This window comes from Enterococcus sp. AZ167, from assembly GCF_051714025.1.
Classification (GTDB): domain Bacteria; phylum Bacillota; class Bacilli; order Lactobacillales; family Enterococcaceae; genus Enterococcus_D; species Enterococcus_D casseliflavus.
Genome location: NZ_JBIORB010000001.1, coordinates 995,232 through 1,019,612, shown reverse-complemented (window position 1 = coordinate 1,019,612; position 24,381 = coordinate 995,232). Strand labels below are relative to the sequence as shown.

The window sequence follows — 24,381 nt, the reverse complement described above, 5'->3', positions numbered from 1 at the left end:
AGAAGAGAACAACGAAAGATCACACGGCAGTCTTTTTAAAGTACTCTATCGTTTATTCATATTGCTTGATTTTTTAGAAAACTTTTCGCTTGCTTTCCGCTTTTTCTGGAAGTTTGTTATAATACTATCGTATAGAACAAGAAAGTAGGGAACGATACATGTTAAGAGTTGAAAAATTACGTGAAGCAATGAGAAAAGATTCGATTGATGGGTTCTTGATCACCAGCCCATACAATTTGCGTTACTTGACAAACTTTACTGGGACAACTGGTTTAGCAGTCATTACGTTGGACAAAGCTTTTTTTGTAACAGATTTCCGATATACAGAGCAAGCAGCTGCCCAAGCTCAAGGTTTTGAGATCGTAAAAAATAGCGGACCAATTTTTGAAGAAGTTGCAACCATCTGCCAAAAGGAAGAAATCAATGTCTTAGCTTTTGAAGAAAGTTTCGTCAGCTTTGCCGAATACTCCGTCTTAGAAGACTTGATCGAGGAATCATCCCTTGCCCCTGTATCGGGTATGATCGAGGCTTTGCGGGAAGTCAAAGATGAGGAAGAGATCGCATTGATCCAACAAGCCTGCCATATCGCCGATCAAGGATTTGAACATATTTTGAAAATGGTCCGCCCAGGAATGACAGAAATCGAAGTGGCGAATCAGTTAGATTTCTTTATGCGTTCATTAGGTGCCACAAGCGTATCTTTTGAAACGATCGTTGCTAGTGGTCTGCGTTCAGCAATGCCCCATGGGGTTGCCAGTGAAAAAGTGATCGAACAAGGCGATCTGATCACGTTAGACTTTGGCTGTTACTATCAAGGCTATGTGTCTGATATGACTAGAACCTTTGCAGTAGGAGATCCTGGCGATAAATTGAAGGAAATCTATCAAATCGTACTTGAAGCGCAAGAAAAAGTCTTGGCCGCAGCAAAACCTGGAATGACCGGAATTGAACTAGATGCGATCGCTCGGGATCACATTGCTTCCTTTGGATACGGAGATGCCTTTGGTCATTCAACAGGCCATGGGATTGGTTTAGAGATCCACGAAGGACCAAATGTATCCTTCCGCGCTGATAAAGCATTTGTTGTCGGAAACGTCATTACAGATGAACCAGGGATCTATCTTCCAGGAATTGGCGGCGTTCGTATCGAAGATGATCTTTTGATCACCGAAACTGGTAATAAAGTGTTGACACATTCACCGAAAGAATTGATCATTCTCTGATTCATCGACCTTGTTTATCAGAAAATTCATTGAGAATAGTGGGTTATTATAGATTCTCAGTGCAGAAAATGATAAACTTAGAGCGAGAAGAAACACTGTGCCATGGATGTTATTGATTGAATCAAGCGTTGGTTTGCTTCAAACGGAAAAAACGAGCGATTTTTTTACAAACAATACGGTACAGCTGTTTAGAATGGAGGCAAAAACGTATGAATGAAGATAAAAACCTTGTATTAAATGCAAGTCCTGAATTAGGCGAGATCGTCATCGCGCCAGAAGTGATCGAGATCATTATTGGGATCGCTGCTTCTAAAGTGGAAGGTGTCTATGGGATGCGAGGAACACTGGCAAACAGTGTCACTGAATTATTGGGTCGCGCAGCTCATGGCAAAGGGGTCTACTTAACGATCGATGAAACAGGGATCAAAGTGGACATTTACTGCTATATCACTTATGGGATGTCAGTGCCTAAAGTGGCAATGGAAATCCAAGAACGGGTCAAACAGCAAGTCTTATTTATGACAGATGTGCAACTGGCTGAAGTAAATGTTCATGTTGTGGCAGTCGTGCCAGAAAAAGTAGATTTACCAGACATCGAAGAATTATTTGGAAACGACGAGGAAGAAAATGAGTAAAGAATTATCACGGCATGAAATACGGAAAATGGCGTTACAAGCTTTATTTCCACTAGACTTTAATAAAGATTTAACGAAACAAGATGCCATCATGCATGCCATCGAGTTGGAACACCATGAATTGATCGATGAAGAACAAGAGCATTTTGTGCCTGTTTATTTAGATCAATTAGTGGCAGGTGTCTGTCATTACAAAGAAGCCTTGGATGAAGTCATTCAAAGTCATTTAAAAGCTGGTTGGAAAATCCAGCGTTTATCAAAAATGGACGTGACGATTTTACGAATTGCTTTGTATGAAATGATCTATGTGGATAATGTGCCGAATCGTGTGGCTTTGAATGAAGCGATCGAATTAGCGAAAACCTTTAGTGACGATCAGTCCAGAAAGTTTGTCAACGGTATTTTATCAACAGTCAATCAAGAGCTAGAAACAAAAACCAACCAAGTAAGTGAGTAATTTTCAGCCCTAACACGATCGATCAAAAGAGATCAGCTTTTTTTCGATCGAGTCAGAAACCGAACGATTTATGAGCAACCGCCTTGTTTTGACGGTCCTGCTTGATCGTTCGGTTTTTTTGCACGCACTTTGTCGGTTTACCCTCGTTTTTTCCGAAAAAAGGGAGCCTTAGACGGTGTTTTTCTTTTCAGAAAATGCTATGATAGAAAACATGAAGAAGCATATCGACAAACGATTGGTGCGTTTCTTTTTACAAAATAAGTCCGTATAATCAGGTTGGAGGAGTTGTCAGAATGGGTACATTAATCAATGGAAAAGAATTGGCTGAAAAAATGCAAGCAGCGTTTCTTTCAGAGACAGCAGCACTAAAAGAGCAGGGTGTGACACCGGGATTAGTTGTTTTGCTTGTTGGAGAAGACAAAGCGAGTCAGACTTATGTGAAAAATAAAGAACTAGCTGCGGCGAAAATCGGCATCAATTCCCGTGTTGCCCGCTACCCTGAATCCATTACTGAAGCAGAATTATTAGCAGAAATCGAACAGTTCAATAACGATGATGCCTTTCATGGAATTTTGGTTCAACTTCCTTTGCCAAAACATATCAATGAAGAAAAAGTCCTGTTAGCCATCAAACCAGAAAAAGATGTCGACGGCTTTCATCCAATCAATTTAGGAAAATTATTCGCAGGTGTACCTGACCGAATTCCTTGTACCCCTTATGGCATCATGAAAATGTTTGCTGCGTATGGGATCGAATTGGAAGGGAAAAATGCCTTAGTGATCGGTCGCAGCAACATTGTCGGAAAACCAATGGCACACTTGCTCTTGGGGGCAAATGCCACCGTGACTATTGCTCATTCAAAAACCAAAAATCTGCCCGAGTTGGCAAAACAAGCGGACATTTTAGTCGTGGCGATCGGCCGCGGTCATTTTGTCACAAAAGACTTCGTAAAAGAAGGGGCTGTGGTGATTGATGTTGGGATGAATCGTGATGCCAACGGCAAGTTGATCGGCGATGTGAAATTTGATGAAGTCGAACCGATCGCTAGCTATATCACACCGGTACCTAGAGGTGTAGGTCCAATGACGATCACGATGTTGATGGCCCAAACGATCGAGGCAGCAAAGGAGACAATGAAAAACTAAATGGCGCAAAAATATTTAACGGTAACCGCATTAACAAAATATATCAAGCGTAAGTTTGACGTCGATCCGTATCTAGAACGGGTTTATTTGACGGGGGAGATCTCCAATTTTCGTCGTCGCCCCAATCACCAATACTTTAGTTTGAAGGATGATGGTGCAAAGATTTCGACCGTCATGTTCAAAGGCGCTTTTGACAAGCTGCGCTTTCAACCAGAAGAGGGCATGAAAGTCATGGCGGTTGGGCGTATCACTCTGTATGAGGCAAGCGGAAATTACCAGATGGTGATCGATCATATGGAACCAGACGGTATCGGCGCTCTTTATCAAGCCTATGAACAATTAAAGCAGAAATTGGCAGCAGAAGGTTTATTTTCTGCACCGAAGCAGTCCTTGCCGAAATACCCGAAACGCATCGCAGTTTTGACCAGTCCTAGTGGGGCGGTGATCAGAGATATCATCACGACGACACAGCGGCGTTATCCCATTGCTCAGATCGTTTTGTATCCAACCGTGGTACAAGGCAATAAAGCTGCGGATGATGTGGTGAAAAATATCCAACGAGTCGAAGCCGATGGGACCTTTGATACTATGATCATCGGACGTGGGGGTGGATCGATCGAGGACCTCTGGCCTTTCAATGAAGAACGAGTGGCAAGAGCTATTTTTGATGCAAAAACCCCCATTATTTCTTCAGTGGGGCATGAAACCGATACGACGATTGCCGATTTAGTGGCGGATGTACGGGCGGCAACTCCGACCGCCGCTGCCGAATTAGCGGTGCCAGTGCTGTCGGAGGAGATTTTGCGGATCGAAGAAAGACAAGCCCGATTAGAGCAAGCATTTATGCACCAGATCCAGTACAAACAAGAACGCTATCAGCGAGTGATTGGATCGTATGTTTTTCGACAACCAGAGCGCTTGTATGAGGCACAGTCCATCAAACTCGATCAGTTGCAGCAGCGGATGCAGCAAGGCTTGCAAACCTTGCTTTATGACAAGGATCGCCAGGCACAGCAATTGATTTCACGGTTGGCCCAACAACAACCAAAAGCGCGATTACAAGCCAGCAATCAAGAGGTCAGCTATCTTTCTCAACGCTTAACGAAAGCCATGAAAGATATCTATGCGGCAAAAGAAAATCAATTTGCAAATGCAGTCCAATCCCTTGATTTGTTAAGCCCACTAAAAATCATGGGACGCGGCTACAGCTATACCACGAAAAATGAGCAGGTGATCAAATCGATTGATGCGATCGAGCCAGAAGATCAGCTGACGATCCATTACCAAGATGGCCAAGCACTGGTCGAAGTTATTAGTACAGAAGGAGTTAATCATGGCAAATCCAACATTTGAAGAATCATTACAAGAATTAGAACAAATCGTAACCCGTTTGGAACAAGGCGATGTTCCATTGGAAGAAGCGTTAGATGCTTTTCAAAAAGGCATGGTTTTGAGCAAGCAATGCAAGGACACCTTGAGTAAAGCGGAAAAATCCTTAACAAAAATGATGACTGAATCCAATGAAGAAGTCCCCTTTGAAGAGGAAAGCCAATGAGTGCTTTGAAGGAATTTACGAAAGAACACGCCCCATTGATCGAAGAAGTTATGGAACGTTTTGTCAAAGAACACACCTCTGATCGACGACTATTTGAAAGCATGCAGTATTCGATCCAAGCTGGCGGCAAACGCATTCGCCCGCTTTTATTGGCAGCAACAGTCGCCGCTTTTCACAAACCCATCAATACCGCGGTGTACCAGTGTGCAGCAGCCCTAGAAATGGTGCATACGTATTCGCTGATCCATGATGATCTGCCAGCAATGGACAACGATGATCTGCGTCGAGGCAAACCCACCAACCATAAGGTTTTTGGTGAAGCTTTAGCGATTTTAGCTGGAGATGGTCTTTTGACGGCTGCGTTTCAATTAGTCGCTATGGCGGAAATCGAAGCCAATCAAAAAGTCTTGCTGCTGCAGCAGTTGAGTAAAGCAGCGGGCACACAAGGGATGGTCGCCGGCCAAGCAGCTGATATTCAAGGGGAGAACCAAGCCCTTCGTCTTGAGGAGCTCATGTCGATCCATGAACGAAAGACTGGAGAATTGATCCGCTTTGCGGTGATTGCTGGTGGTGTCTTAGCCGACCAGACGGAAGAGGTTCTGCATGAATTGGATCGCTTTGCCCAGCATATTGGGTTAGCCTTTCAAATTCGCGACGATCTGTTAGATGCCACTAGTACGACCGAAGAGCTAGGCAAAGTTGTTCGCCGAGATGACGAGTTGGCGAAAAGTACCTATCCTGCTTTACTTGGCTTAGCAGGCGCGCAGCAAGCCTTGACTGAAGAATTGAGCAAAGCCAAAGAAATTCTGGCACAGTTAAGCCAATACGGTCAATTTACGCAGGATGTTTTATTAGCATTTGTGGAACGATTTGAGATTCGAGGGAACGCATGAAGAAAGAACGAGTAGATGTTTTAGCAGTCCAGCAAGGCCTCTTTGAGACCCGCGAGCAAGCCAAACGAGGAGTGATGGCTGGATTGGTGTACAAAGAAAAAAACAATGAGCGCCTAGATAAGCCTGGAGAAAAAATTGCCGCAGATACACTGTTGCAGATCAAAGGGAAGAAGCTGCCTTATGTTTCTCGTGGTGGTCTCAAGTTAGAAAAAGCACTCAAAGTTTTTGATTTTGACGTAACCGATAAAATCATGTTAGATATCGGCGCTTCCACCGGTGGCTTTACTGATGCGGCGTTGCAAAATGGCGCCAAAAAAAGCTATGCACTGGATGTCGGTTACAATCAGTTAGCATGGAAGCTGCGGCAAGATGAGCGAGTGATCGTAATGGAACGGGTCAACTTCCGTTATGCAAAACCAACAGACTTCCTGGATGGTCTTCCTGAAGCCGCTACGATCGATGTTTCTTTTATTTCACTTAAACTGATCTTACCTCCCCTTTACGATATTTTGGTAGCGGATGGCGAAGTGATGGCGCTGATCAAACCACAATTTGAAGCGGGCAAAGAAGCGGTCGGAAAAAATGGGATCGTTCGTGACCCCAAAACCCATGAACGAGTGTTGGAGGAAGTACTGGCATTCGCTAAGAAAACAAAATTCGATGTATTAAACCTAAGTTTTTCACCAATCACTGGTGGCGAAGGGAATATCGAGTTTATCGTACATTTAAAGAAAAGCCTGCAAGAAGGCACCGCAGCAGGGATCGACATCCCGAAAGTTGTTGCATCAGCACATGAGACCTTTCATCAACCAAAATAAAGAATGGAAGAGAGTGGACATTTTACGGCTCTTTGTCAATAAGGACTGATGAGTTGTGCAAAATCAAATCTGGGTCAGAATGAACCACATTCTGGCTCAGATTTTTTGTTATCTTACATTGATTAATTGATTGATCAAAAAGATTCTAATTCTCATGTTCTCGAATGATTTAAATCCGTAGGATACTCGTTTCATTGTCTTTATGTGGGTATTCTTCGCTTCTATTTTTCCATTGGAATAAGGATAGATCATTGCGTTGGTGATGCCTTCTTCATAGGTCAGAAGGTTTTGAAGCTTTTCCCGAAAGCCGTCATCTAACGTTTCGGGAAGTTCTGCCAATAAGGAGAAAAATAAGTCAGGGTCTTTGTCTCGAAAGGCTTCAACTAATTCATGAAAAAAGCGATACGCCTCCTTTAGGGGCGGAGAAAACTCAAGAAATCGATCAATCATCATTGCTTCAGTAAGAAATGGGTATTTTGGTGCTCGGAAACTTTTCCATGTTTTGTATTCATAATGGTTGATGTTTGCACGATTTTTTAGCAAAAAGCGCCAGTTCTTTTTCAGTTTTTCTGCCTGGCTTTTCTGTCCGGCTTTACGAAGTTCATTCATTTCACGGATACGCAACTCATTGAACGCTTGATTCATGTGTTTGACAATATGAAACCGATCAATCACGACTTTCGCATTTGGCAGAACACGTTTGGTGAGCTGGAAGTAGGCGTCGTTCATGTCTGTCACCAAGAATTCTACTTCTTCTGGATTGGTACAACCTAAGAAATAGCTTGTTAATCGAGGTAATTTACGCGTAGGCAAAACATCTATTAATTTTCCTGTTTCGCCATCTGCACAAATAAAGCTCATTTTATCTTCTATAGAAGCATGCGAACGAAATTCATCAACCATCAATACTCTGGGGAGAATCTTCTTAGATTGCTTTGGTAAATAGCTTTTAAACTCTTTCAATGTACGAATAACGGTGGTCAAAGATACCTGACAGCTTTTCGCAATAAAAGATAAAGATACTTTTTCAGTCAGTAAAGAAGCAATTTTATATCTAACATGATTTGCGATTGAATGTCTGGGTTGGACAAAATAACTTTGAGCAGTCCAATGGGTGCGACAGTTTTTACAGGTATAGCGCTGCTTTTTTAGGCGCATAACCAAAGGCATATGATTGTATTGTTCAAAACGGACAATCGTTTCCTTCTTCCCATTTTTCACTATAATTGCTTTCCCGTTTCCATCTACCACAGTAGAACCACAACTTCTACAAGCACGAGGAGTAGGCGAGAGAACAGCATCGACGACCAACGTCTTTTTCTTCTGAAGGGTCTCGTAAGAGACCTCTGTAATCATCAAATCTTTCTCTATTATTCTCAGCATTTTTTTGATAGAATCATTCATATAGCATATCGTCCTCTCAGTTGTTTATTTTGTGGTGATTTAATCATACTAGAGAACGATATGTTTTTTAATACCTAAAATGAAAATGGGGCTGAAGAATCAATTCTGATTCATTAGTCCCATAAATTATAGAGCCCATTTTACTTGTCGGCTCTCTTTCTTTCTTGCGCAAAATAGGATAAAATTAGTAGGAATTCATTCAGGAGGAACAAGAGATGAGAAAAAAAGAACGGCATCGCTTGATTACACGATTGTTAAGTGAACAAGATATTCAGAAACAAGAAGATTTTGTCGAGTTGTTAAAAGATCGCGGCGTCTCAGTCACACAAGCAACCATATCAAGGGATATCAAGGAATTGAAGTTAGTGAAAGTTCCTTCCCAAAAAGGCGGCTATCGCTATAGTATTCCACAAGAGACAACAGAAGACGTGAGTGGTAAACTAGATAAAATCCTAAAAACGGCGTTTGTTTCTGTCGATCGAATGGACAAATTTGTGATCCTGCGCACACTGCCTGGCAATGCTTCGGCTTTGGCGAATTTGATCGATAAGCGTTATGCCAAAGAATTATTTGGCACGCTAAACGATGATGACAACGTCTTGATGATCACTAGAACAGAAGCAGATACCGAGAACCTATTCAAGGATTTCCAACGTTACGTATAAAAGAGGAGGCAAGGGATGCTTTTAGAATTGTCGATCCAAAATTTTGCGATTATCTCCAACCTGCACCTGTCTTTTCATGAGGGGATGACGGCTCTAACAGGTGAAACAGGTGCTGGGAAATCAATCATTATCGATGCGATGGGCTTACTAGCAGGTGGCAGAGGATCCAGTGACTATTTGCGTCAAGGCGCAGAAAAATGCCGTTTGGAAGGGATTTTTGAATGGCCGAATCAGCTGGAGTTCAAAGAGCTGACCGCAGATTTGGGTATTGATGAAGAGGAAGTTCTGATCGTACAACGGGATATCTCTCAATCGGGTAAAACTATTTGTCGTGTTAATGGTCGAACTGTTACCTTGTCGGTTTTGCGCCAAATCGGCTTGTTTTTAGTTGATATCCAAGGACAAAATGAGCATCAAGAGCTGCTGCAGCCAGAAAAACATTTGGCGTTGATGGATGGTTTTGGAGATGATGCCTTTAAAGCGGAACTTGCAAGTTACCGTCAAGCCTATCAAGCCTATCGCTCCTTAGAAAAACATGTGCGGACCATTCAAGAAAATGAACAGCTCTATGTGCAGCGAATGGACATGCTGCGTTTTCAACAAGAAGAGATCGCCCAAGCGGAATTGATGGAAAATGAAGAAGAGCAGCTGATCGATGAACGAGAAAAACTGACCAATTATCAAAAAATCGTGGATGCTCTAGGGCAAAGCTATGGCGCTCTATCCGCCGAAGAAGTTAATAGCCTAGATGGAGTCAGTGTGGCATTATCAGAGATCCAGTCGATCGCCCATCTTGATCCTGCGTATGAAAAAATCAGTGAAGCGATCCAAAGTGCGTACTACCTGCTACAAGATGCAGCCACTGATATTTCGCGGCAAGTCGACAACCTTGAATTAGATGAAGGCCGACTGGAAGAAGTCATTTCACGGCTGGAAACGATTCGTCAATTGAAGCGCAAATACGGGGAGTCAATTCCTGTGATTCTTGCTTATTATGATGAGATCAGTAAAGAAATCAGCGAGTCTGCCTATACAGAAGGTCAGTTGGAGCAATTAGAAGAAGAGCTTGCCCAAAAAGCTGAAGCAGTTTGGCAGCTGGCGGAAGCCTTGCACGTCAAACGACGTGAATTGGCTCATCGTTTAGAAAAAGAAATCGTTCAAGAGTTAAAAGAGCTGTATATGGAGCACGCGCAATTTGAAGTACGGTTTGCATCTGGCTCAAAACAATTAAGCAGCAGCGGATTTGATACCGTGGAGTTTTATTTGACAACCAACCCCGGTGAAGGCATGAAACCGTTAGTACGAGTTGCTTCTGGAGGAGAGCTTTCCCGGATCTTATTAGCGCTTAAATCGATTTTCTCCCGCAAGCAAGGAATCACTAGTATTGTCTTTGATGAGGTGGATACTGGGGTCAGTGGCCGAGTAGCTCAGGCGATCGCCGAAAAAATCGCCAAGATCGCTGCGAATTCGCAAGTCTTGTGTATCACCCACTTGCCGCAAGTAGCGGCTGTGGCGGACAATCAATATTTTATCGAAAAAGCAATTCAAGAAGGTCGGACAGAAACCCATGTCCGTAAATTATCAGAAGAAGAACGAGTGGCTGAGATCGCCCGTATGCTCTCAGGTGCAGAAATCACCGATTTAACGATCGAACATGCACGAGAACTATTGGCGCTGGCTCACCGATAAAAATTGGAAACACTTATAGAAAGATTCAGGAGATGATGGACCCGCAACTTTCGTCTGCCATCCTTTCCTGATCTTCTTTTTTGCAGGAGGACATGATGAGAAAAAGAACAAAAGTCTTGATCGGTGTATTGATCACCGTTGTTATTTTAATTATTGCCGGTTGGGTCGGTTGGCAACAACTGCATTACTCAGCAGTGGATGCTGCAGTTACAGCTGCGAAAGAGGCAGATGATGAGGGAAATGTCCTCTATTTTGCTGGAGATGAAGAAAAGCCTTTGGTTATTTTCTATCCTGGTGCGCTTGTCGATGCCGAAAGCTATAGTGTATGGGCAGCAGGTTTAGCGGAAAAAGGCTATCCTGTCGCGATCGTTAAAATGCCCTTTAACATGGCTGTTTTAGCAGGCAATCGTGCAGAAGAGGTCTTGGAAGAAATCCCCCATAGCTCCTATGTCATTGGCGGTCATTCATTAGGTGGCGTCATGGCAAGCCGTTTTGCAGCGAATCAGTTGGCTGAAAACGACAACGAGTTAAAAGGCGTCTTTTTCTTTGCTAGTTACCCAGATGAAAAAGGATCCTTAGCTGATCAATCGATTGCTGTGTTGTCACTCTCAGGCAGTCAAGACCAAGTAGTGAATCAAGAAAATTGGCAAGCTGCCCGCAGCCTCCTTCCAGAAACTACGACGTTTGAAACGATCGAAGGCGGCAATCATGCTGGCTTTGGTACCTATGGGTTACAAAAAGGAGAAGCAGCAGCGGATCTACCAAATGAAGCACAGCAAGAAGCCATCATTGAGCAGATGGCGGCATGGTTAAGTGAATTAGAATAAAAAAAGACGGCAGAAGATGCATAGGAATGCTTCTTTCTGCCGTTTCGATTCAACAGACATTTTGGGGAAATGTTGATGAAATCGTGAAAACGCTGAACATAACAACATATTGTACTTGATTGGGGAAGCAAGATTAATAATTATGTTCTTTTTAAAATACGTTTCCTCTCACAGTATAGCACAGCATACCTTCTGGATGCACGTAATTTAATTAATAAATCTTGTCATTTTATTTGCAAAATAGTTATTTTGTAAAAGGAAAAAAGCGTTTTAAATAAAGGGACAGACTCAGCTCAAGAAAAAAAAGCAAATAATAATTTTCATTGATTTCAACTAATGGTAAAATGAAAATAATTGATTTTTACAATCAATGACTTTCGAAAGTACAAGGAGCGTTATGATGAAAAAATTAAAACTTCTAAGTCCTATCATCGGATTGGTTATTTTACTCTCAGGATGTGCAAGCTGGGCAGATCGAGGAGAATCGATCACAGCAGTCGGGTCTTCTGCCTTGCAGCCACTCGTAGAAACCGTTGCGGAAGAATTTCAAAACTCAAATCCTGGGCGATTTATCAATGTCCAAGGAGGCGGGAGCGGCACTGGGTTAAGTCAAGTCCAAGCAGGCGCAGTCGATATTGGGAATTCTGATTTGTTTGCAGAAGAAAAGCCAGGGATCGATGCGGATGCACTCGTTGACCACCGAGTGGCAACGGTGGGTATCACACCGATCGTCAACAAAGGCGTTGGGATCACGGATATTTCAACAGAGGACTTAAAAAATATCTTCTTAGGAAATATTACAAATTGGCGTGACGTTGGCGGAAATGATCTGCCCATCGTTTTGTTGAATCGGGCGACTGGAAGCGGCACGAGAAGTACGTTTGAAAAATGGATCATGGATGGTGAAACAGCGATTCCTTCCCAAGAGCAAGATTCTAGTGGGATGGTCCGTTCGATCGTTTCAGATACACCAGGGGCCATCAGTTATGTTGCATTTTCTTATGTGACAGATGAAGTCAACGTCCTTTCGATCGATGGGGTTCAACCAACGATTGAAAATGTAACGACCAATGATTGGAAAGTTTGGGCTTACGAGCATATGTATACAAAAGGAGAACCAACGGGATTGACCGCTGAATTTCTCGAATATATGCTTTCTGATGAAGTACAAGAGCATATCGTCGGGGATCTGGGTTATATTCCAATTTCCATCATGAAGGTGGAAAGAGATTGGGAAGGCAACATCGTCGAGTAATCTTTACACAAAATTTACACAAGCTTTAACAGAAATTGATGTTGAACCGATAAACTAATGGTTATGAGTTTAGTTTGATTTTTGAGGAGGAACCCTCGTGGAAAATGTAAAAGAAGTGTTAACAAAAAAATCCAAGCGCGCAAGAATGGAACAAAGAGGAAAGCTGGTTAGCTTTCTATGTATTGCGTTGATTGTATTGGTTGTGATCTCCATTTTTTATTTCGTTGCTAGCCGTGGATTAGCGACATTCTTTGTAGACAAAGTCAATGTTTTCGACTTTTTGTTTGGTACGCAATGGAATCCAAGTGCTGTTGGTCCTGATGGCCAACCATTAGTAGGTGCTTTACCGATGATCCTTGGTTCGTTCTTCGTAACCTTCCTATCAGCAATCGTCGCAACACCATTTGCGATCGGTGCAGCAGTCTTTATGGTGGAGATCTCTCCTCGTAACGGAGAGAAGATTTTGCAGCCTGTCATCGAACTATTAGTCGGTATTCCTTCTGTAGTTTATGGTTTTATCGGTTTGTCTGTCATTGTACCAGCAGTCCGTTCTGTTTTTGGCGGTACAGGGTTTGGGATCTTGGCGGGGACCTTTGTCCTATTTATCATGATTTTGCCGACAGTGACTACGATGACTGTCGATGCGTTACGGGCAGTCCCTCGGCACTACCGTGAGGCATCCTTAGCTTTAGGTGCAACACGCTGGCAAACGATCTATAAAGTTGTTTTACGAGCAGCTGTCCCTGGGATTTTAACGGCAGTTGTTTTCGGAATGGCTCGCGCATTTGGGGAAGCATTGGCGATCCAAATGGTTATCGGTAATGCGGCTCTGATGCCGACGAGCTTAGTGACACCTGCATCAACATTGACATCGATCTTAACCATGGGTATTGGGAATACGATCATGGGAACAGTCCAAAACAACGTTCTATGGTCATTAGCCTTGATTCTCTTATTGATGTCCTTACTATTTAACATTGTCATTCGCTTTATTGGGAAGAAAGGAGCATTGAAATAATGAATGCAAAACGTTCAGATAAAATTGCTACCGGCGTCTTGTATGCTGTTGCTGGAGTCATTGTTTTGATTTTGGCTTCCTTACTATTGTACATTTTGGTACGTGGTATTCCCCATATCAATTGGGAGTTTCTGACTTCTTCTTCAAAAGCGTATCAAGAAGGTGGCGGGATCGGCATCCAATTGTTCAATTCCCTATACTTGCTTTTAGTGACAATGATCATTAGTTTTCCGATTTCTTTAGGAGCGGGGATTTACTTATCAGAATATGCGAAGAAAAACTGGTTGACGGATATCATTCGGACATCGATCGAAATCTTGAGTTCACTGCCTTCTGTGGTTGTCGGTCTTTTTGGTTTCTTGGTCTTTGTTATCCAGTTTGGTTATGGCTTTTCGATCATTTCAGGTGCCTTGGCATTGACTTTCTTCAATTTGCCACTATTGACTAGAAATGTGGAAGAATCTCTACAAGCGATTCATTATACGCAGCGTGAAGCGGGCTTGTCTTTAGGCTTATCCCGTTGGGAAACTGTCACACGCATTATTGTTCCAGAAGCAACACCAGGGATTTTGACTGGGGTCATTCTAAGTTCTGGTCGGATTTTTGGTGAAGCGGCAGCGCTGATCTACACTGCAGGACAAAGTGCACCGGCCCTTGATTTTACAAACTGGAATCCATTGAGTGTTTCCAGCCCGATCGGTCTTTTCCGACAAGCGGAGACGCTGGCAGTCCATATTTGGAAAATCAATACAGAAGGTACGATGCCTGATGGCGCTCAAGTTTCAGCCGGTGCTTCGGCGGTATTGATCATTGCCGTCTTGCTATTTAACTTTGGCGCCCGTGCAGCTGGCAAACGGTTGTACAAGAAAATGACGTCAGCATAAGGAGAATGACAGTATGAACGATTACAATTGGGACGATCGAAATATCATTACCTTCGATAAACCAGAAGATGTGGCGCTTTATACCACTGACTTGCATGTATGGTATGGATCAAATGAAGCCATCAAAGGCATTGATCTACAATTTGAAAAAAATAAAATCACCGCATTGATCGGACCTTCCGGTTGCGGTAAATCAACGTATCTGCGTTCTTTGAATCGAATGAATGACGGGATCGCAAACACGAGAGTCACAGGAAACATCATGTATAAAGGAGTCGACGTCAATACAAAAGAAGTCGATGTCTTCGAAATGCGCAAGCGTATCGGCATGGTTTTCCAACGACCAAACCCTTTCAGTAAATCGATCTATGACAACATCGCCTTTGCTTTGCGACGTCATGGAGAAAGAAACAAAAAGAAATTGGATGAAGCAGTCGAAACCAGCTTGAAACAAGCCGCACTTTGGGATCAAGTAAAGGACAGCTTAGACAAAAGTGCTTTGGCATTGTCCGGTGGACAGCAGCAACGTCTGTGTATCGCTCGAGCAATTGCGATGAAACCAGATATTTTGCTTCTAGATGAACCAGCTAGTGCCCTTGATCCAATCTCAACAGGGACAGTGGAAGAAACTCTTATCAACTTGAAAAACGACTATTCAATCATCATCGTGACCCATAATATGCAGCAAGCTGCTCGGATCAGCGATTATACTGCCTTTTTCTACTTAGGAAATGCGATCGAGTACGATGAGACCCGTAAGATATTTACTCGTCCAAAAATTAAAGCAACAGAAGATTACGTATCCGGTCATTTTGGCTGAGCCGATTCGATCAGTAAACGGAGGCAAAACAATGGCAGAAGAAATTATTACATCGAAAGATCTGCATTTATACTACGGAAAAAAAGAAGCATTAAAAGGAATCGACCTTTCCATCAAAAAAGGCGAGATCACTGCAATGATCGGACCTTCAGGATGTGGGAAATCGACCTACTTGCGTTCTCTTAATCGAATGAATGATTTGATCCCTGGTGTGACAATTACAGGAAGTGTTGTCTATAAAGGGAAAGACATTTATAGTCCAAAGCAAGACATCGTTGATTTGCGCAAAGAAATCGGGATGGTTTTTCAACAACCGAATCCTTTTCCCTTTTCAATTTACGAAAATGTGATTTATGGGTTAAAATTAAAAGGAGTCACGGACAAGGAGATTCTTGATAAGACGGTAGAAGAAAGCCTGAAAGCAGCTTCTGTCTGGGAAGATGTCAAAGACAAACTTCACCAAAGTGCGCTTTCTTTATCAGGTGGACAACAGCAGCGGGTTTGTATCGCTCGGGTATTGGCTGTCGATCCAGAAATCATTTTGCTGGATGAACCAACCAGTGCGTTAGACCCCATTTCATCAGGGAAAATCGAGAATACCCTTCTAGCACTGAAAGAACGCTACACCATGATCATCGTGACCCACAACATGTCACAAGCTTCAAGAATCTCAGATAAAACCGCGTTCTTTTTGGACGGCAACTTGATCGAGTTCAATGACACGAAAAAAGTGTTCCTAAGTCCAAGCAAAAAAGAAACAGAAGATTATATCTCAGGAAGATTTGGTTAGGAGGAAAAGGGATGTTGCGTACACAATTTGAAGAAGAATTATTAAATTTACACAATCAATTTTATGAAATGGGGATGCTAGTCAGCAGTGCCATTCATAAATCTGTGCGAGCATATGTCAGACATGACAAAGAAATTGCGCAGGAAGTAATTGAAAATGATTTGGCGATCAACAATATGGAAGTTCGTTTAGAAAAAAAGAGCTTTGAGATGATTGCTTTGCAACAACCAGTAACGACCGATCTACGAATGATCATTACCGTGATGAAAGCCAGCTCTGACTTGGAGCGGATGGGGGACCATGCGGTATCCATCGCGAAGTCAACGATTCGGGTCAAAGGCGAAACGCGGATTGCCGAAATCGAAAAAGAAATCTCAGATATGTCGGATTACGTCAAAAAAATGGTTGATAATGTCTTAGTGGCATATGTAAAAACCGATCAAGATGATGCCCGCATGATCGCTCAAATGGACGATCGGGTCAATGAATATTACAAAGACATTTATTACAAAACGATCGAGAGTATGAAAGAAAATCCAGAAACAGTTGTCAGCGGGACCGATTATTTATCCGTTGCTCAATACTTGGAACGAATCGGTGACTACGTAACGAATATTTGTGAATGGATCGTGTATCTTGCTACTGGGAAAATCAGTGAATTGAATACAAACCGTACGGAAATGATTTAAGAAACCAACTTGGGTTCTTGATCACATATCTCTTTTAAAAGAGATGGGATGGACCGTCGAAAGCAGTTGTCCTTTAAGGAGTAACTTCTCTCGGCGGTCTTTTTGATTTGAAAGAATCGCTTCAATCGATGACGTGAATAGGATAGGCAGAATAGAAAATGGCTCCTCCATAAAGATGGCCAATGGAAATCGATTCTATCGTCCCTGAAATTTACTAGTTGAGCCGTCTATTCTTTTCGTCGCCGACCTGCAGTGAAAGGAGCAATCACTCATTTACTCTAGCAGGCCTATTCCTTAAGAGTTCTACTAGCTGAAACTTTTGTTTCTATTGGTTTTTCGTGGTACTGTTAATAATAGGAAGATCGTTTTGAGCCTAGAGGAATGAAGAAAAAGTGTCGGTTTTGCTTGCCAATCTGCAGATTGAGAAAAACTTGGTACTTAAGACCTATGACACTTTTGCAAAAACAAGGCATAATAGGTTCGTAAGCTAAACTTGCAATCACACATTTGCTGAAGGAGGCAATTTCCATGAACGAAAGAGAACGTATATTGGATCTAGTAAAAAAAGGTGTGCTTTCTACAGAAGAAGCCTTGGATTTACTAGAAGGTATGGCAAAAGCCAAAGACGAAAAACAAATTAACAAAGCTGCTGCTGAGGTAACCGCGGATAAGAATGCGACAAGCCCATTTGATGATACTGAAAACGACGATGAGATGTTCACGTTTGACGGCGAAGAAAAACTTCGTCAAAACGAAGCGCAAGACAAAGAAAATCTTGAAAAGATTCTCGATGGTTTAGCAACGGAAGCCAACCAAGCATCTGCTGAGTTGGACGAAATCAATGCTGAAATTCTTGGCGTCAAAGAAGAATTAAAAGAAGCACAAGAAACACTGATGCAATTGAACACCAAAGAAGAGTTGGATCAATTGTCAGAAGATGAACTGGCTACGCGTCACGAAACAGAAGCGACCATTACTGCCTTGGAAGAAACCTTAGATGGTTTATCTGAAGAAAAAGCAGAATTGGAAGCAAAATTAAAAAATATTCGCAAAGACCAATGGTCTCAAACAAAAGAAAAAATTTCTCAAAAATTAGATATTCCAGAGGATTGGAAAGAGCAAGCGACTGACACCTTTAACCAAGTAAGTGAAAAAATGGTCGATGCCAGCACACACTTCGGACACTTCTTGAAGAAAACGGTTCGGGCAGTGACAGAGTCAGTCAATGACAACATGGAATGGAAAGACATCAACTTGAAAGTTCCTGGTGTTGCAGCGACAAAATTTGAGCACACATTCAGCTATGACGAAACGGCAGCGACATTGATCGATGTGAAATTGGCAAACGGCAATGTTTCCTTCCAGTTATGGGATGAACCAGGCGTCAAAGTAGATGCCAAAATCAAACTATATGGTAAAATGGATGCGGCGGAGCCTTTCGATGCTTTTGAAGCAAGAAGCCAAATCAATGTCGATGATGAACGCATCTCTTTCCAAATTCCCAACAAACGCATTCGTGCCGATCTCGTTTTCTACTTGCCAAAACGTACCTATGATCATGTGGCAGTGAAATTGTTGAACGGCAATGTTACATTCAATGAATTGGATGCGAAAGATGTCTATACAAAATCAACAAACGGCAATATCGATTTCCGCAAAGTAAACGCATCGATGTTAGAGATTGAGGGCGTGAATGGAACGATCACTGTTCAAGAGGGTGAGATTTTAGATGCCATTATTGAAACGGTGAACGGCGACGTTACGTTGACAGCAACGCCACAAAATACCGGTATTTCTTTAGTTAACGGCAACATCCGTGTGACCTACAAAGAAGAAACGGTCCAAAAATTAAACGCCAGCTCTGTAAATGGGAATGTCAAAGTAGCATTACCGACAGGAATCGGTTTTGAAGGGATCGCAAAAACAAGTTTAGGTAGCATCAACAATCGTTTAAGCGAGATGGAAGTTGTGCGTGAGAAAAAAGAACGCCTAAACCAACTATTGCAATTCCGTCGGGTTGCCGATAAAGTCGCTCAAATCGATCTATCCACAACAACAGGAAATGTCTTTATCAAAGATACAGACAAATAAGAATCGCTGGGTTTACACTCATTAAAGAAAAGAAGGAAGGTGTAGATAAATGAACAAAAAATTAACAAAATCAGCCAATAACGTTGTCATTACAGGTACTCTAGGGGGGCTGGCAGAATACTTGCGAATTGATCCAACCATCGTTCGCGTGATCTATGTCTTTCTATCTTTAGTGACTGCTGCGTTTCCTGGAATCACTTTATATATCATCATGGCGGTCTTGATTCCTTCTGGTCGCAAGAGTACCTCAGGATATGGCCACGACAATCACTACTACAAGCAAAACAAATACAATGAAGCAAATCGTCCCCGTAAAGAAGCGGAAAAGGTGGAGGATGAGGACTGGAGTGACTTCTAGTGTCTTATTTTCAACGGCTTATCATGAATACACTGACGTTTGTCACATTGGCGGTTTTATTACCAAATATGATCCATGTTCAAAGCATTCTGACTGCAGTGATCGCCAGTTTCGTACTGTCGATCCTGAATGCTTTGATTAAACCAATTCTGATCGTCATTTCATTTCCATTGACTTTACTGACGCTTGGTTTCTTCACTTTTGTGATCAATGCGCTCATGCTGAATTTGACTTCATATTTTGTTGGGTCAGCCAACTTCGGCTTCTCCTCGTTTGGGGCAGCGCTATTAGTGGCACTGATCATGTCAGTGATCAATATGATCGTGACCGAACACCATATCGAAAAATATTCACGTTAAAAAGACGTTTCACGTTTTCTCCCACTAGCTATGAAGCTAGTGGAGAAACGGAAACGTCTTTTTTTAGTTTAACTCTTCTTCTTTGATAGCAGCAAGGTACGTATCTACTGCCTGTAACGTCTCATCAAGCGCCCCTTTTTCAAAAGGTGAACGCAAATGAGCAAGAGACAGGATCTCAAGGAATGTTTTCGTGCCGCCGACTTCGCAGATGGCCAAATAATCTTGCCAAGCGGTTTCGTCTTTAGCCACGATGAATCGATACCAAAATTGGAACGCACACACTTGCGCCAATGTATAATCGATATAATAGAAAGGTGATTCAAAAATATGCCCTTGTCTAAACCAATACAAGCCACGATCAAGGTCTGGATATTCTGAATAATCCCGTTCTGGGCAATACTGGCGCTCTAATTCCCGCCAACGGGCTTTGCGCTGTGCTGGTGACCACTCAGGATGCTCATAAACATCTTGTTGGAAGTGATCCACTAAAACGCCATAAGGCAAAAATTGCAGGCTGCTAGCAAGATGCGCAAATTTGTATTTTTCTGTTTCTTCTTCAAAAAAGGCATCCATCCATGGCCAGGCGATAAACTCCATCGACATTGAATGGATCTCGCAAGACTCGTAATTGGGAAAGAGAATTTCCGGTTCTTTGATCCAACGAGAGCGAAAGGCTTGAAACGCGTGGCCAGCTTCGTGGGTCAAAACATCGACATCGCCAGAAGTGCCGTTAAAGTTGGCAAAGATAAATGGCGATTGATAGTCTTGGATAAACGTACAATAGCCGCCAGATTGTTTGCCTTTTTTGCTTAGTAGATCAAGTAGGTCATGCTCGACCATAAAATCAAAAAATTCGCCAGTTTCAGGGGATAGTTCCTGATACATCACACGGGCTTTTTCTACTAGTTCTTCAGGAGTTCCTTTAGGCTCTGCGTTACCACTAGGATAAACAAGCGGCAGGTCGGTAAAGGTTGCCTGAGTCAATTGATTACGCTGCGCCTGTCTTTGGTACAGTTTTTGGGTAATCGGGACGACTTTTTCTAAAATTTCTCGACGATAGGTCTCGATCATTGAACGATCATAGTCCCAACGATTCATTTGGGTATCCGCAAAGGCGACGTAATTTTCAAAGCCGAGCTTGTGGGCGATCTCGGTACGAACCTTGACCATCTCGTCATAAATTTGATCAAAACGGTCTTCATTTTCCGTGAAGAAAGCCGTTTGTTTTTCAAACGCTTCTTTTCGAACACCGCGATCTTTGTTTTCGGTAAATGGTCGCAGTTGTGCGAGGGTATAGGTTTCTCCTTGGAAGTCGATTTGGGCAGAAGCGACCAATTTGCTGTAATCAGAAGCCAATTGGTTTTCTTTTTGAAATAATTCGATCAAGGCCTCATCAAAAAGCTTCACACGGCTTTCGGCAAATAAAAAAAGTGTTTCTGGATATTCGGCTTTTAATTCATCTAAGACAGGTGAAGCCAGGAGTGCTTGATAGAATTGAAAATCCAGAGCTTCAAAATGAGGCTGGTATTCATTCCAAAAGGTGTCTTCTGCTTCATAAAAGGCATCGTTGGTATCGATCGAATAGCGGATCGAAGCCAAGTTCATTGCGGTATCGATCGTTCCTCTTAGTTCGTTCAAAGCATCAAGGGCTTGCTTCGCCTCCGAGAAGGTATCGGCTGACTGAAGGTTTGCTAATGCTTTTTTGAATGTTTCTTGATAAACTGGAAAATCAGGGCGTTGATACTTGTATGCTGAAAATTTCATTAAAAATCCCTCCTTAGTAAAATAATAACACAAACGAAAAAGAATGAGGACTTCTATTGGCGAAGGTAGTAACTTTACTGATAGAATGATAAAATAGAACCAGAGTGTCGTTTACAAGAAACAGCGGCAAGAATCATTGAGAAAAGAGGGAAAACCTATGGCAGAAACCGTCAAAGTCAGCGAGCTGGCGGAGGCTTTAAATTTAGAGATAGTTGAAGGAACTGAAAACAGTTTAGAAAGAGAAATCATTACCGGCGATATTTCCCGACCTGGTTTGGAATTGACGGGTTATTTTAATTACTATTCCCATGATCGTCTGCAATTATTCGGCAGCAAAGAGATCACCTTTGCGGAACGAATGATGCCAGAAGAACGCTTGATGGTGATGCGCAAAATGTGTGCCGAGGATACCCCAGGGTTTATCGTTTCTCGCGGCTTGGAAGTACCAGCAGAAATGATTCAAGCCTGCAAAGAACATGAGATCACAATTTTGCGTTCGCCCATCTCAACCTCACGTCTGCAAGGAGAGCTTTCTAGTTTCCTCGATGGGCGCTTAGCCACAAGAACCAGTGTCCATGGGGTATTAGTGGATGTCTATGGACTAGGCGTTTTGATTCAAGGCGATAGCGGAATTGGGAAAAGCGAAACAGCCTTAGAGTTGATCAAACGTGGGCATCGGTTGATCGCTGACGATCGGGTGGATGTGTATAAGCAAGATGAATTGACTTTGGTAGGGGAACCGCCGAAAATCTTGCAGCACTTGATCGAGATCCGCGGAATCGGGATCATCGATGTCATGAATCTTTTTGGTGCCAGTGCCGTACGAGGGTATATGCAGGTTCAAGTAGCGGTGTATTTAGAAGCTTGGGCGAAAGACAAAAAGTATGATCGACTAGGAACCGATGATACGACGGTTGAAATTGGTGGCGTCGATGTACCACAAATCAAGATCCCCGTAAAAACTGGTCGAAATGTTGCGATCATTATCGAAGTCGCTGCCATGAATTTCCGAGCGAAAACGATGGGCTACGATGCAACGAAGACCTTTGAAAATCGATTGACGCAATTGATCGAAGAAAATTCTGGAAACTAGAGAGGATAAGATAGATGTTAGGTTTAGTAAATCGAGTCGCATTTGAACTATTTGGTTTGCCGATTTATTGGTATGCGATCATTATCGTATCAGGCGTGATCATTGCTATGTGGTTAAGCACGAGAGAGGCGGTTCGTGTCGGGCTCAAGCCAGATGATGTGACTGACTTTATGTTGATTGGATTGCCAGTAGCGATCATTGGTGCGCGGCTTTATTATATTCTGTTTGACTTGCAATACTACATTGATGACCCAAGTCAAATTTTCAATATTCGATCTGGTGGGATCGCCATCTACGGCGCACTGATCGCCGGGGGGATCTGGCTATACTTTTTCTGCCAACGAAATTTTATTTCTCCCTGGACCTTCTTAGACATCGCCGCACCAAGTGTCTTATTGGCACAAGGCATCGGGCGTTGGGGCAACTTTATGAACCATGAAGCTTTTGGCGCTGAAGTCAGCCGCTCCTTCTTAGAAAGTTTGTATATACCGAAATTTATTATCGATAATATGTATATTGATGAAGCGTATCGGCAGCCGACCTTTCTTTATGAATCGGTTTGGAACGTGATTGGATTTATCGTTTTGATCTTCTTGCGTAAGAAAACTGGGTTATTAAAAGAAGGCGAAGTCTTCTTGAGCTACTTGATTTGGTATGGATTCGGGCGCTTCTTTATTGAAGGAATGCGTACCGATAGTTTATACTTATTTGGTGGAATCCGTGTGTCACAGGCACTTTCCGCTTTATTATTCTTCGGAGCGATCGCTTTAATGATCTGGCGCAGGAAAAAACAAGCGTTAAAGGATTACAACCGCAGCTTTGGTAAGAACCAAACGATTATCTAAACAGTTATTTTATCGAAATTATGGTAAAATGATGAAGTGCATGAATTTGCGAAAAGGATAGAGGAGGTTTCCATAGTGAAACAGAAAATCGCCGTCTTAGGTCCCGGATCATGGGGGACTGCTTTGGCACAAGTCTTGTCTGAAAATGGACATGAAGTGACTATTTGGGGGAACAATCCCGCCCAAATCGATGAAATCAATACGTATCATACGAATCGGCATTATTTGCCAGATCTGAAATTGCCTGAAAATATCTTAGGCTGTAAAGATTTAGAAGAGGCGATCCAAGATGCCGATGCCGTTTTGTTTGTCGTACCAACCAAAGCGATTCGTGCCGTGGCACAAGAGTTCGCTGAAAAGACAACCGGCAAGCCAGTCATCATCCATGCCTCAAAAGGATTAGAACAAGGCAGTCATAAACGAATCTCAGAAGTACTTGCCGAAGAGATCCCAGCTGATAAACGACAAGAAATCGTTGTCTTGTCAGGACCATCACATGCCGAAGAAGTCGCTGTCCATGATATCACGACGATCACGGCAGCTTCAGAAAATGAATCGGCTGCGAAATATGTACAAGAGCTATTTATGAATGATTACTTTAGAATCTACACGAATAACGATGTGATCGGTGTCGAAACTGGCGCCGCTTTGAAAAACATCATCGCCATTGGTGCCGGTGCTATCGCAGGACTTGGCTTTGGGGATGATGCGAAGGCAGCGATCATGACCCGTGGGTTAGCAGAAATCAGTCGTCTTGGTGTGGCAATGGGAGCCAATCCTTTGACCTTTATCGGATTGAGTGGGGTTGGCGATTTGATCGTCACTTGTACCAGTGTCCATTCACGGAATTGGCGTGCAGGAAACCTATTAGGAAAAGGCCATAGCTTAGATGAAGTGTTAGACAATATGGGGATGATCGTTGAAGGAGTTTCAACCACCAAAGCTGCCCGCGAATTAGCAGAAGCTTTGGCGGTGGAAATGCCAATCACAGAAACGATTTATTCGGTCTTGTATGAAGGCAAAGACATCAAGCAAGCAGCGAAAGATATTATGCTGCGAGACGGCAAAGAAGAAAACGAATTTACGGTAGATCAATCATTATGA

General features: G+C 42.7%; 25 protein-coding genes. 23 read left to right on the top strand and 2 right to left on the bottom strand.

Going from position 1 to position 24,381, the window contains the following annotated elements:
* Positions 1 to 158 precede the first annotated feature (158 nt).
* From IGJ05_RS04785 to IGJ05_RS04750, 8 genes are all read left to right on the top strand, one after another.
* A complete protein-coding gene (locus IGJ05_RS04785; RefSeq protein ID WP_005225769.1) occupies positions 159 to 1,223 on the top strand; it encodes a M24 family metallopeptidase in 1,065 nt (354 codons plus the stop codon).
* A 209-nt stretch (positions 1,224 to 1,432) separates the two neighbouring features.
* On the top strand, positions 1,433 to 1,858 hold the full coding sequence (locus IGJ05_RS04780; RefSeq protein ID WP_005225770.1) for an Asp23/Gls24 family envelope stress response protein: 426 nt from the start codon (positions 1,433 to 1,435) through the stop codon (positions 1,856 to 1,858).
* On the top strand, positions 1,851 to 2,315 hold the full coding sequence (nusB, locus tag IGJ05_RS04775) for a transcription antitermination factor NusB (RefSeq protein WP_081116530.1): 465 nt from the start codon (positions 1,851 to 1,853) through the stop codon (positions 2,313 to 2,315). Before IGJ05_RS04780 ends, nusB begins: the two co-directional genes overlap by 8 nt.
* 293 nt (positions 2,316 to 2,608) lie before the next feature.
* The gene (locus tag IGJ05_RS04770; RefSeq protein ID WP_225000765.1) at positions 2,609 to 3,460 is read left to right on the top strand and encodes a bifunctional methylenetetrahydrofolate dehydrogenase/methenyltetrahydrofolate cyclohydrolase; all 852 of its coding nucleotides are present in this window, start codon (positions 2,609 to 2,611) and stop codon (positions 3,458 to 3,460) included.
* A complete protein-coding gene (gene xseA, locus IGJ05_RS04765; RefSeq protein WP_225000766.1) occupies positions 3,461 to 4,813 on the top strand; it encodes an exodeoxyribonuclease VII large subunit in 1,353 nt (450 codons plus the stop codon). It begins immediately after the preceding gene.
* Entirely contained in the window at positions 4,794 to 5,015 is a 222-nt protein-coding gene (locus IGJ05_RS04760; protein WP_005225774.1) for an exodeoxyribonuclease VII small subunit, read from the top strand. The genes xseA and IGJ05_RS04760 overlap by 20 nt, the downstream gene beginning before the upstream one ends.
* Complete coding sequence (locus tag IGJ05_RS04755) at positions 5,012 to 5,908, top strand: polyprenyl synthetase family protein (protein WP_225000767.1); 897 nt, start codon at positions 5,012 to 5,014, stop codon at positions 5,906 to 5,908. The genes IGJ05_RS04760 and IGJ05_RS04755 overlap by 4 nt, the downstream gene beginning before the upstream one ends.
* Positions 5,905 to 6,726, top strand: a complete 822-nt coding sequence (locus IGJ05_RS04750; protein WP_005225776.1) for a TlyA family RNA methyltransferase — start codon at positions 5,905 to 5,907, stop codon at positions 6,724 to 6,726. Before IGJ05_RS04755 ends, IGJ05_RS04750 begins: the two co-directional genes overlap by 4 nt.
* Positions 6,727 to 6,834: 108 nt before the next feature.
* On the opposite strand, the gene IGJ05_RS04745 is transcribed toward IGJ05_RS04750, so the two are convergent.
* Positions 6,835 to 8,130: an ISL3-like element ISEfa11 family transposase gene (locus IGJ05_RS04745; protein WP_438725054.1), complete on the bottom strand. Its 1,296-nt coding sequence runs from the start codon at positions 8,128 to 8,130 to the stop codon at positions 6,835 to 6,837.
* Positions 8,131 to 8,345: 215 nt separating this feature from the next.
* On the opposite strand from IGJ05_RS04745, the gene argR reads away from it, so the two are divergent.
* The 12 genes from argR to IGJ05_RS04685 all read left to right on the top strand — a co-directional run bounded on the left by argR (position 8,346) and on the right by IGJ05_RS04685 (position 19,575).
* On the top strand, positions 8,346 to 8,795 hold the full coding sequence (argR, locus tag IGJ05_RS04740) for an arginine repressor (protein ID WP_005225777.1): 450 nt from the start codon (positions 8,346 to 8,348) through the stop codon (positions 8,793 to 8,795).
* A gap of 15 nt (positions 8,796 to 8,810) precedes the next feature.
* A complete protein-coding gene (gene recN, locus IGJ05_RS04735) occupies positions 8,811 to 10,484 on the top strand; it encodes a DNA repair protein RecN (protein WP_010747998.1) in 1,674 nt (557 codons plus the stop codon).
* Positions 10,485 to 10,579: 95 nt separating this feature from the next.
* Positions 10,580 to 11,311, top strand: a complete 732-nt coding sequence (locus IGJ05_RS04730) for an alpha/beta hydrolase (protein ID WP_225001306.1) — start codon at positions 10,580 to 10,582, stop codon at positions 11,309 to 11,311.
* A gap of 400 nt (positions 11,312 to 11,711) precedes the next feature.
* On the top strand, positions 11,712 to 12,566 hold the full coding sequence (locus IGJ05_RS04725) for a phosphate ABC transporter substrate-binding protein PstS (protein ID WP_015509511.1): 855 nt from the start codon (positions 11,712 to 11,714) through the stop codon (positions 12,564 to 12,566).
* A 97-nt stretch (positions 12,567 to 12,663) separates the two neighbouring features.
* A complete protein-coding gene (gene pstC, locus IGJ05_RS04720) occupies positions 12,664 to 13,584 on the top strand; it encodes a phosphate ABC transporter permease subunit PstC (RefSeq protein WP_005225781.1) in 921 nt (306 codons plus the stop codon).
* Complete coding sequence (pstA, locus tag IGJ05_RS04715) at positions 13,584 to 14,468, top strand: phosphate ABC transporter permease PstA (protein WP_005225782.1); 885 nt, start codon at positions 13,584 to 13,586, stop codon at positions 14,466 to 14,468. Before pstC ends, pstA begins: the two co-directional genes overlap by 1 nt.
* 13 nt (positions 14,469 to 14,481) lie before the next feature.
* Positions 14,482 to 15,288, top strand: a complete 807-nt coding sequence (gene pstB / locus IGJ05_RS04710) for a phosphate ABC transporter ATP-binding protein PstB (RefSeq protein WP_005225783.1) — start codon at positions 14,482 to 14,484, stop codon at positions 15,286 to 15,288.
* 31 nt (positions 15,289 to 15,319) lie between these two features.
* Entirely contained in the window at positions 15,320 to 16,078 is a 759-nt protein-coding gene (pstB, locus tag IGJ05_RS04705; protein ID WP_005225784.1) for a phosphate ABC transporter ATP-binding protein PstB, read from the top strand.
* Positions 16,079 to 16,089: 11 nt separating this feature from the next.
* Positions 16,090 to 16,767: a phosphate signaling complex protein PhoU gene (gene phoU, locus IGJ05_RS04700; RefSeq protein WP_005225785.1), complete on the top strand. Its 678-nt coding sequence runs from the start codon at positions 16,090 to 16,092 to the stop codon at positions 16,765 to 16,767.
* Between the two features lie 528 nt (positions 16,768 to 17,295).
* Positions 17,296 to 18,858, top strand: a complete 1,563-nt coding sequence (gene liaX, locus IGJ05_RS04695) for a daptomycin-sensing surface protein LiaX (RefSeq protein ID WP_074931614.1) — start codon at positions 17,296 to 17,298, stop codon at positions 18,856 to 18,858.
* 49 nt (positions 18,859 to 18,907) lie between these two features.
* Positions 18,908 to 19,216 carry a PspC domain-containing protein gene (locus tag IGJ05_RS04690; RefSeq protein WP_010748006.1) on the top strand — a complete coding sequence of 103 codons (309 nt, stop codon included), beginning with the start codon at positions 18,908 to 18,910 and terminating at the stop codon, positions 19,214 to 19,216.
* Complete coding sequence (locus tag IGJ05_RS04685) at positions 19,216 to 19,575, top strand: phage holin family protein (protein ID WP_225001307.1); 360 nt, start codon at positions 19,216 to 19,218, stop codon at positions 19,573 to 19,575. Before IGJ05_RS04690 ends, IGJ05_RS04685 begins: the two co-directional genes overlap by 1 nt.
* 63 nt (positions 19,576 to 19,638) lie before the next feature.
* Here the strand turns inward: IGJ05_RS04685 and IGJ05_RS04680 are convergent, their stop codons facing one another.
* Positions 19,639 to 21,339: a M3 family oligoendopeptidase gene (locus tag IGJ05_RS04680; protein WP_225001308.1), complete on the bottom strand. Its 1,701-nt coding sequence runs from the start codon at positions 21,337 to 21,339 to the stop codon at positions 19,639 to 19,641.
* Positions 21,340 to 21,496: 157 nt separating this feature from the next.
* Between IGJ05_RS04680 and hprK the strand changes: the two genes are divergently transcribed.
* The 3 genes from hprK (at position 21,497) to IGJ05_RS04665 (ending at position 24,381) form a co-directional block, all read left to right on the top strand.
* On the top strand, positions 21,497 to 22,432 hold the full coding sequence (hprK, locus tag IGJ05_RS04675) for an HPr(Ser) kinase/phosphatase (protein ID WP_005225790.1): 936 nt from the start codon (positions 21,497 to 21,499) through the stop codon (positions 22,430 to 22,432).
* A gap of 14 nt (positions 22,433 to 22,446) precedes the next feature.
* The gene (lgt, locus tag IGJ05_RS04670; RefSeq protein ID WP_074931610.1) at positions 22,447 to 23,277 is read left to right on the top strand and encodes a prolipoprotein diacylglyceryl transferase; all 831 of its coding nucleotides are present in this window, start codon (positions 22,447 to 22,449) and stop codon (positions 23,275 to 23,277) included.
* Between the two features lie 75 nt (positions 23,278 to 23,352).
* Positions 23,353 to 24,381, top strand: coding sequence for an NAD(P)H-dependent glycerol-3-phosphate dehydrogenase (locus IGJ05_RS04665; protein ID WP_266166882.1), 1,029 nt, complete (start codon positions 23,353 to 23,355; stop codon positions 24,379 to 24,381).

Excerpts from the sequence above, each read along its gene's own strand:
- IGJ05_RS04785 (WP_005225769.1), top strand. The coding sequence starts at position 159 with ATGTTAAGAGTTGAAAAATTACGTGAAGCAATGAGAAAAGATTCGATT.
- IGJ05_RS04780 (WP_005225770.1), top strand. The coding sequence starts at position 1,433 with ATGAATGAAGATAAAAACCTTGTATTAAATGCAAGTCCTGAATTAGGC.
- nusB (WP_081116530.1), top strand. The coding sequence starts at position 1,851 with ATGAGTAAAGAATTATCACGGCATGAAATACGGAAAATGGCGTTACAA.
- IGJ05_RS04770 (WP_225000765.1), top strand. The coding sequence starts at position 2,609 with ATGGGTACATTAATCAATGGAAAAGAATTGGCTGAAAAAATGCAAGCA.
- xseA (WP_225000766.1), top strand. The coding sequence starts at position 3,461 with ATGGCGCAAAAATATTTAACGGTAACCGCATTAACAAAATATATCAAG.
- IGJ05_RS04760 (WP_005225774.1), top strand. The coding sequence starts at position 4,794 with ATGGCAAATCCAACATTTGAAGAATCATTACAAGAATTAGAACAAATC.
- IGJ05_RS04755 (WP_225000767.1), top strand. The coding sequence starts at position 5,012 with ATGAGTGCTTTGAAGGAATTTACGAAAGAACACGCCCCATTGATCGAA.
- IGJ05_RS04750 (WP_005225776.1), top strand. The coding sequence starts at position 5,905 with ATGAAGAAAGAACGAGTAGATGTTTTAGCAGTCCAGCAAGGCCTCTTT.
- IGJ05_RS04745 (WP_438725054.1), bottom strand. The coding sequence starts at position 8,130 with ATGAATGATTCTATCAAAAAAATGCTGAGAATAATAGAGAAAGATTTG.
- argR (WP_005225777.1), top strand. The coding sequence starts at position 8,346 with ATGAGAAAAAAAGAACGGCATCGCTTGATTACACGATTGTTAAGTGAA.
- recN (WP_010747998.1), top strand. The coding sequence starts at position 8,811 with ATGCTTTTAGAATTGTCGATCCAAAATTTTGCGATTATCTCCAACCTG.
- IGJ05_RS04730 (WP_225001306.1), top strand. The coding sequence starts at position 10,580 with ATGAGAAAAAGAACAAAAGTCTTGATCGGTGTATTGATCACCGTTGTT.
- IGJ05_RS04725 (WP_015509511.1), top strand. The coding sequence starts at position 11,712 with ATGAAAAAATTAAAACTTCTAAGTCCTATCATCGGATTGGTTATTTTA.
- pstA (WP_005225782.1), top strand. The coding sequence starts at position 13,584 with ATGAATGCAAAACGTTCAGATAAAATTGCTACCGGCGTCTTGTATGCT.
- pstB (WP_005225783.1), top strand. The coding sequence starts at position 14,482 with ATGAACGATTACAATTGGGACGATCGAAATATCATTACCTTCGATAAA.
- pstB (WP_005225784.1), top strand. The coding sequence starts at position 15,320 with ATGGCAGAAGAAATTATTACATCGAAAGATCTGCATTTATACTACGGA.
- phoU (WP_005225785.1), top strand. The coding sequence starts at position 16,090 with ATGTTGCGTACACAATTTGAAGAAGAATTATTAAATTTACACAATCAA.
- liaX (WP_074931614.1), top strand. The coding sequence starts at position 17,296 with ATGAACGAAAGAGAACGTATATTGGATCTAGTAAAAAAAGGTGTGCTT.
- IGJ05_RS04690 (WP_010748006.1), top strand. The coding sequence starts at position 18,908 with ATGAACAAAAAATTAACAAAATCAGCCAATAACGTTGTCATTACAGGT.
- IGJ05_RS04680 (WP_225001308.1), bottom strand. The coding sequence starts at position 21,339 with ATGAAATTTTCAGCATACAAGTATCAACGCCCTGATTTTCCAGTTTAT.
- hprK (WP_005225790.1), top strand. The coding sequence starts at position 21,497 with ATGGCAGAAACCGTCAAAGTCAGCGAGCTGGCGGAGGCTTTAAATTTA.
- lgt (WP_074931610.1), top strand. The coding sequence starts at position 22,447 with ATGTTAGGTTTAGTAAATCGAGTCGCATTTGAACTATTTGGTTTGCCG.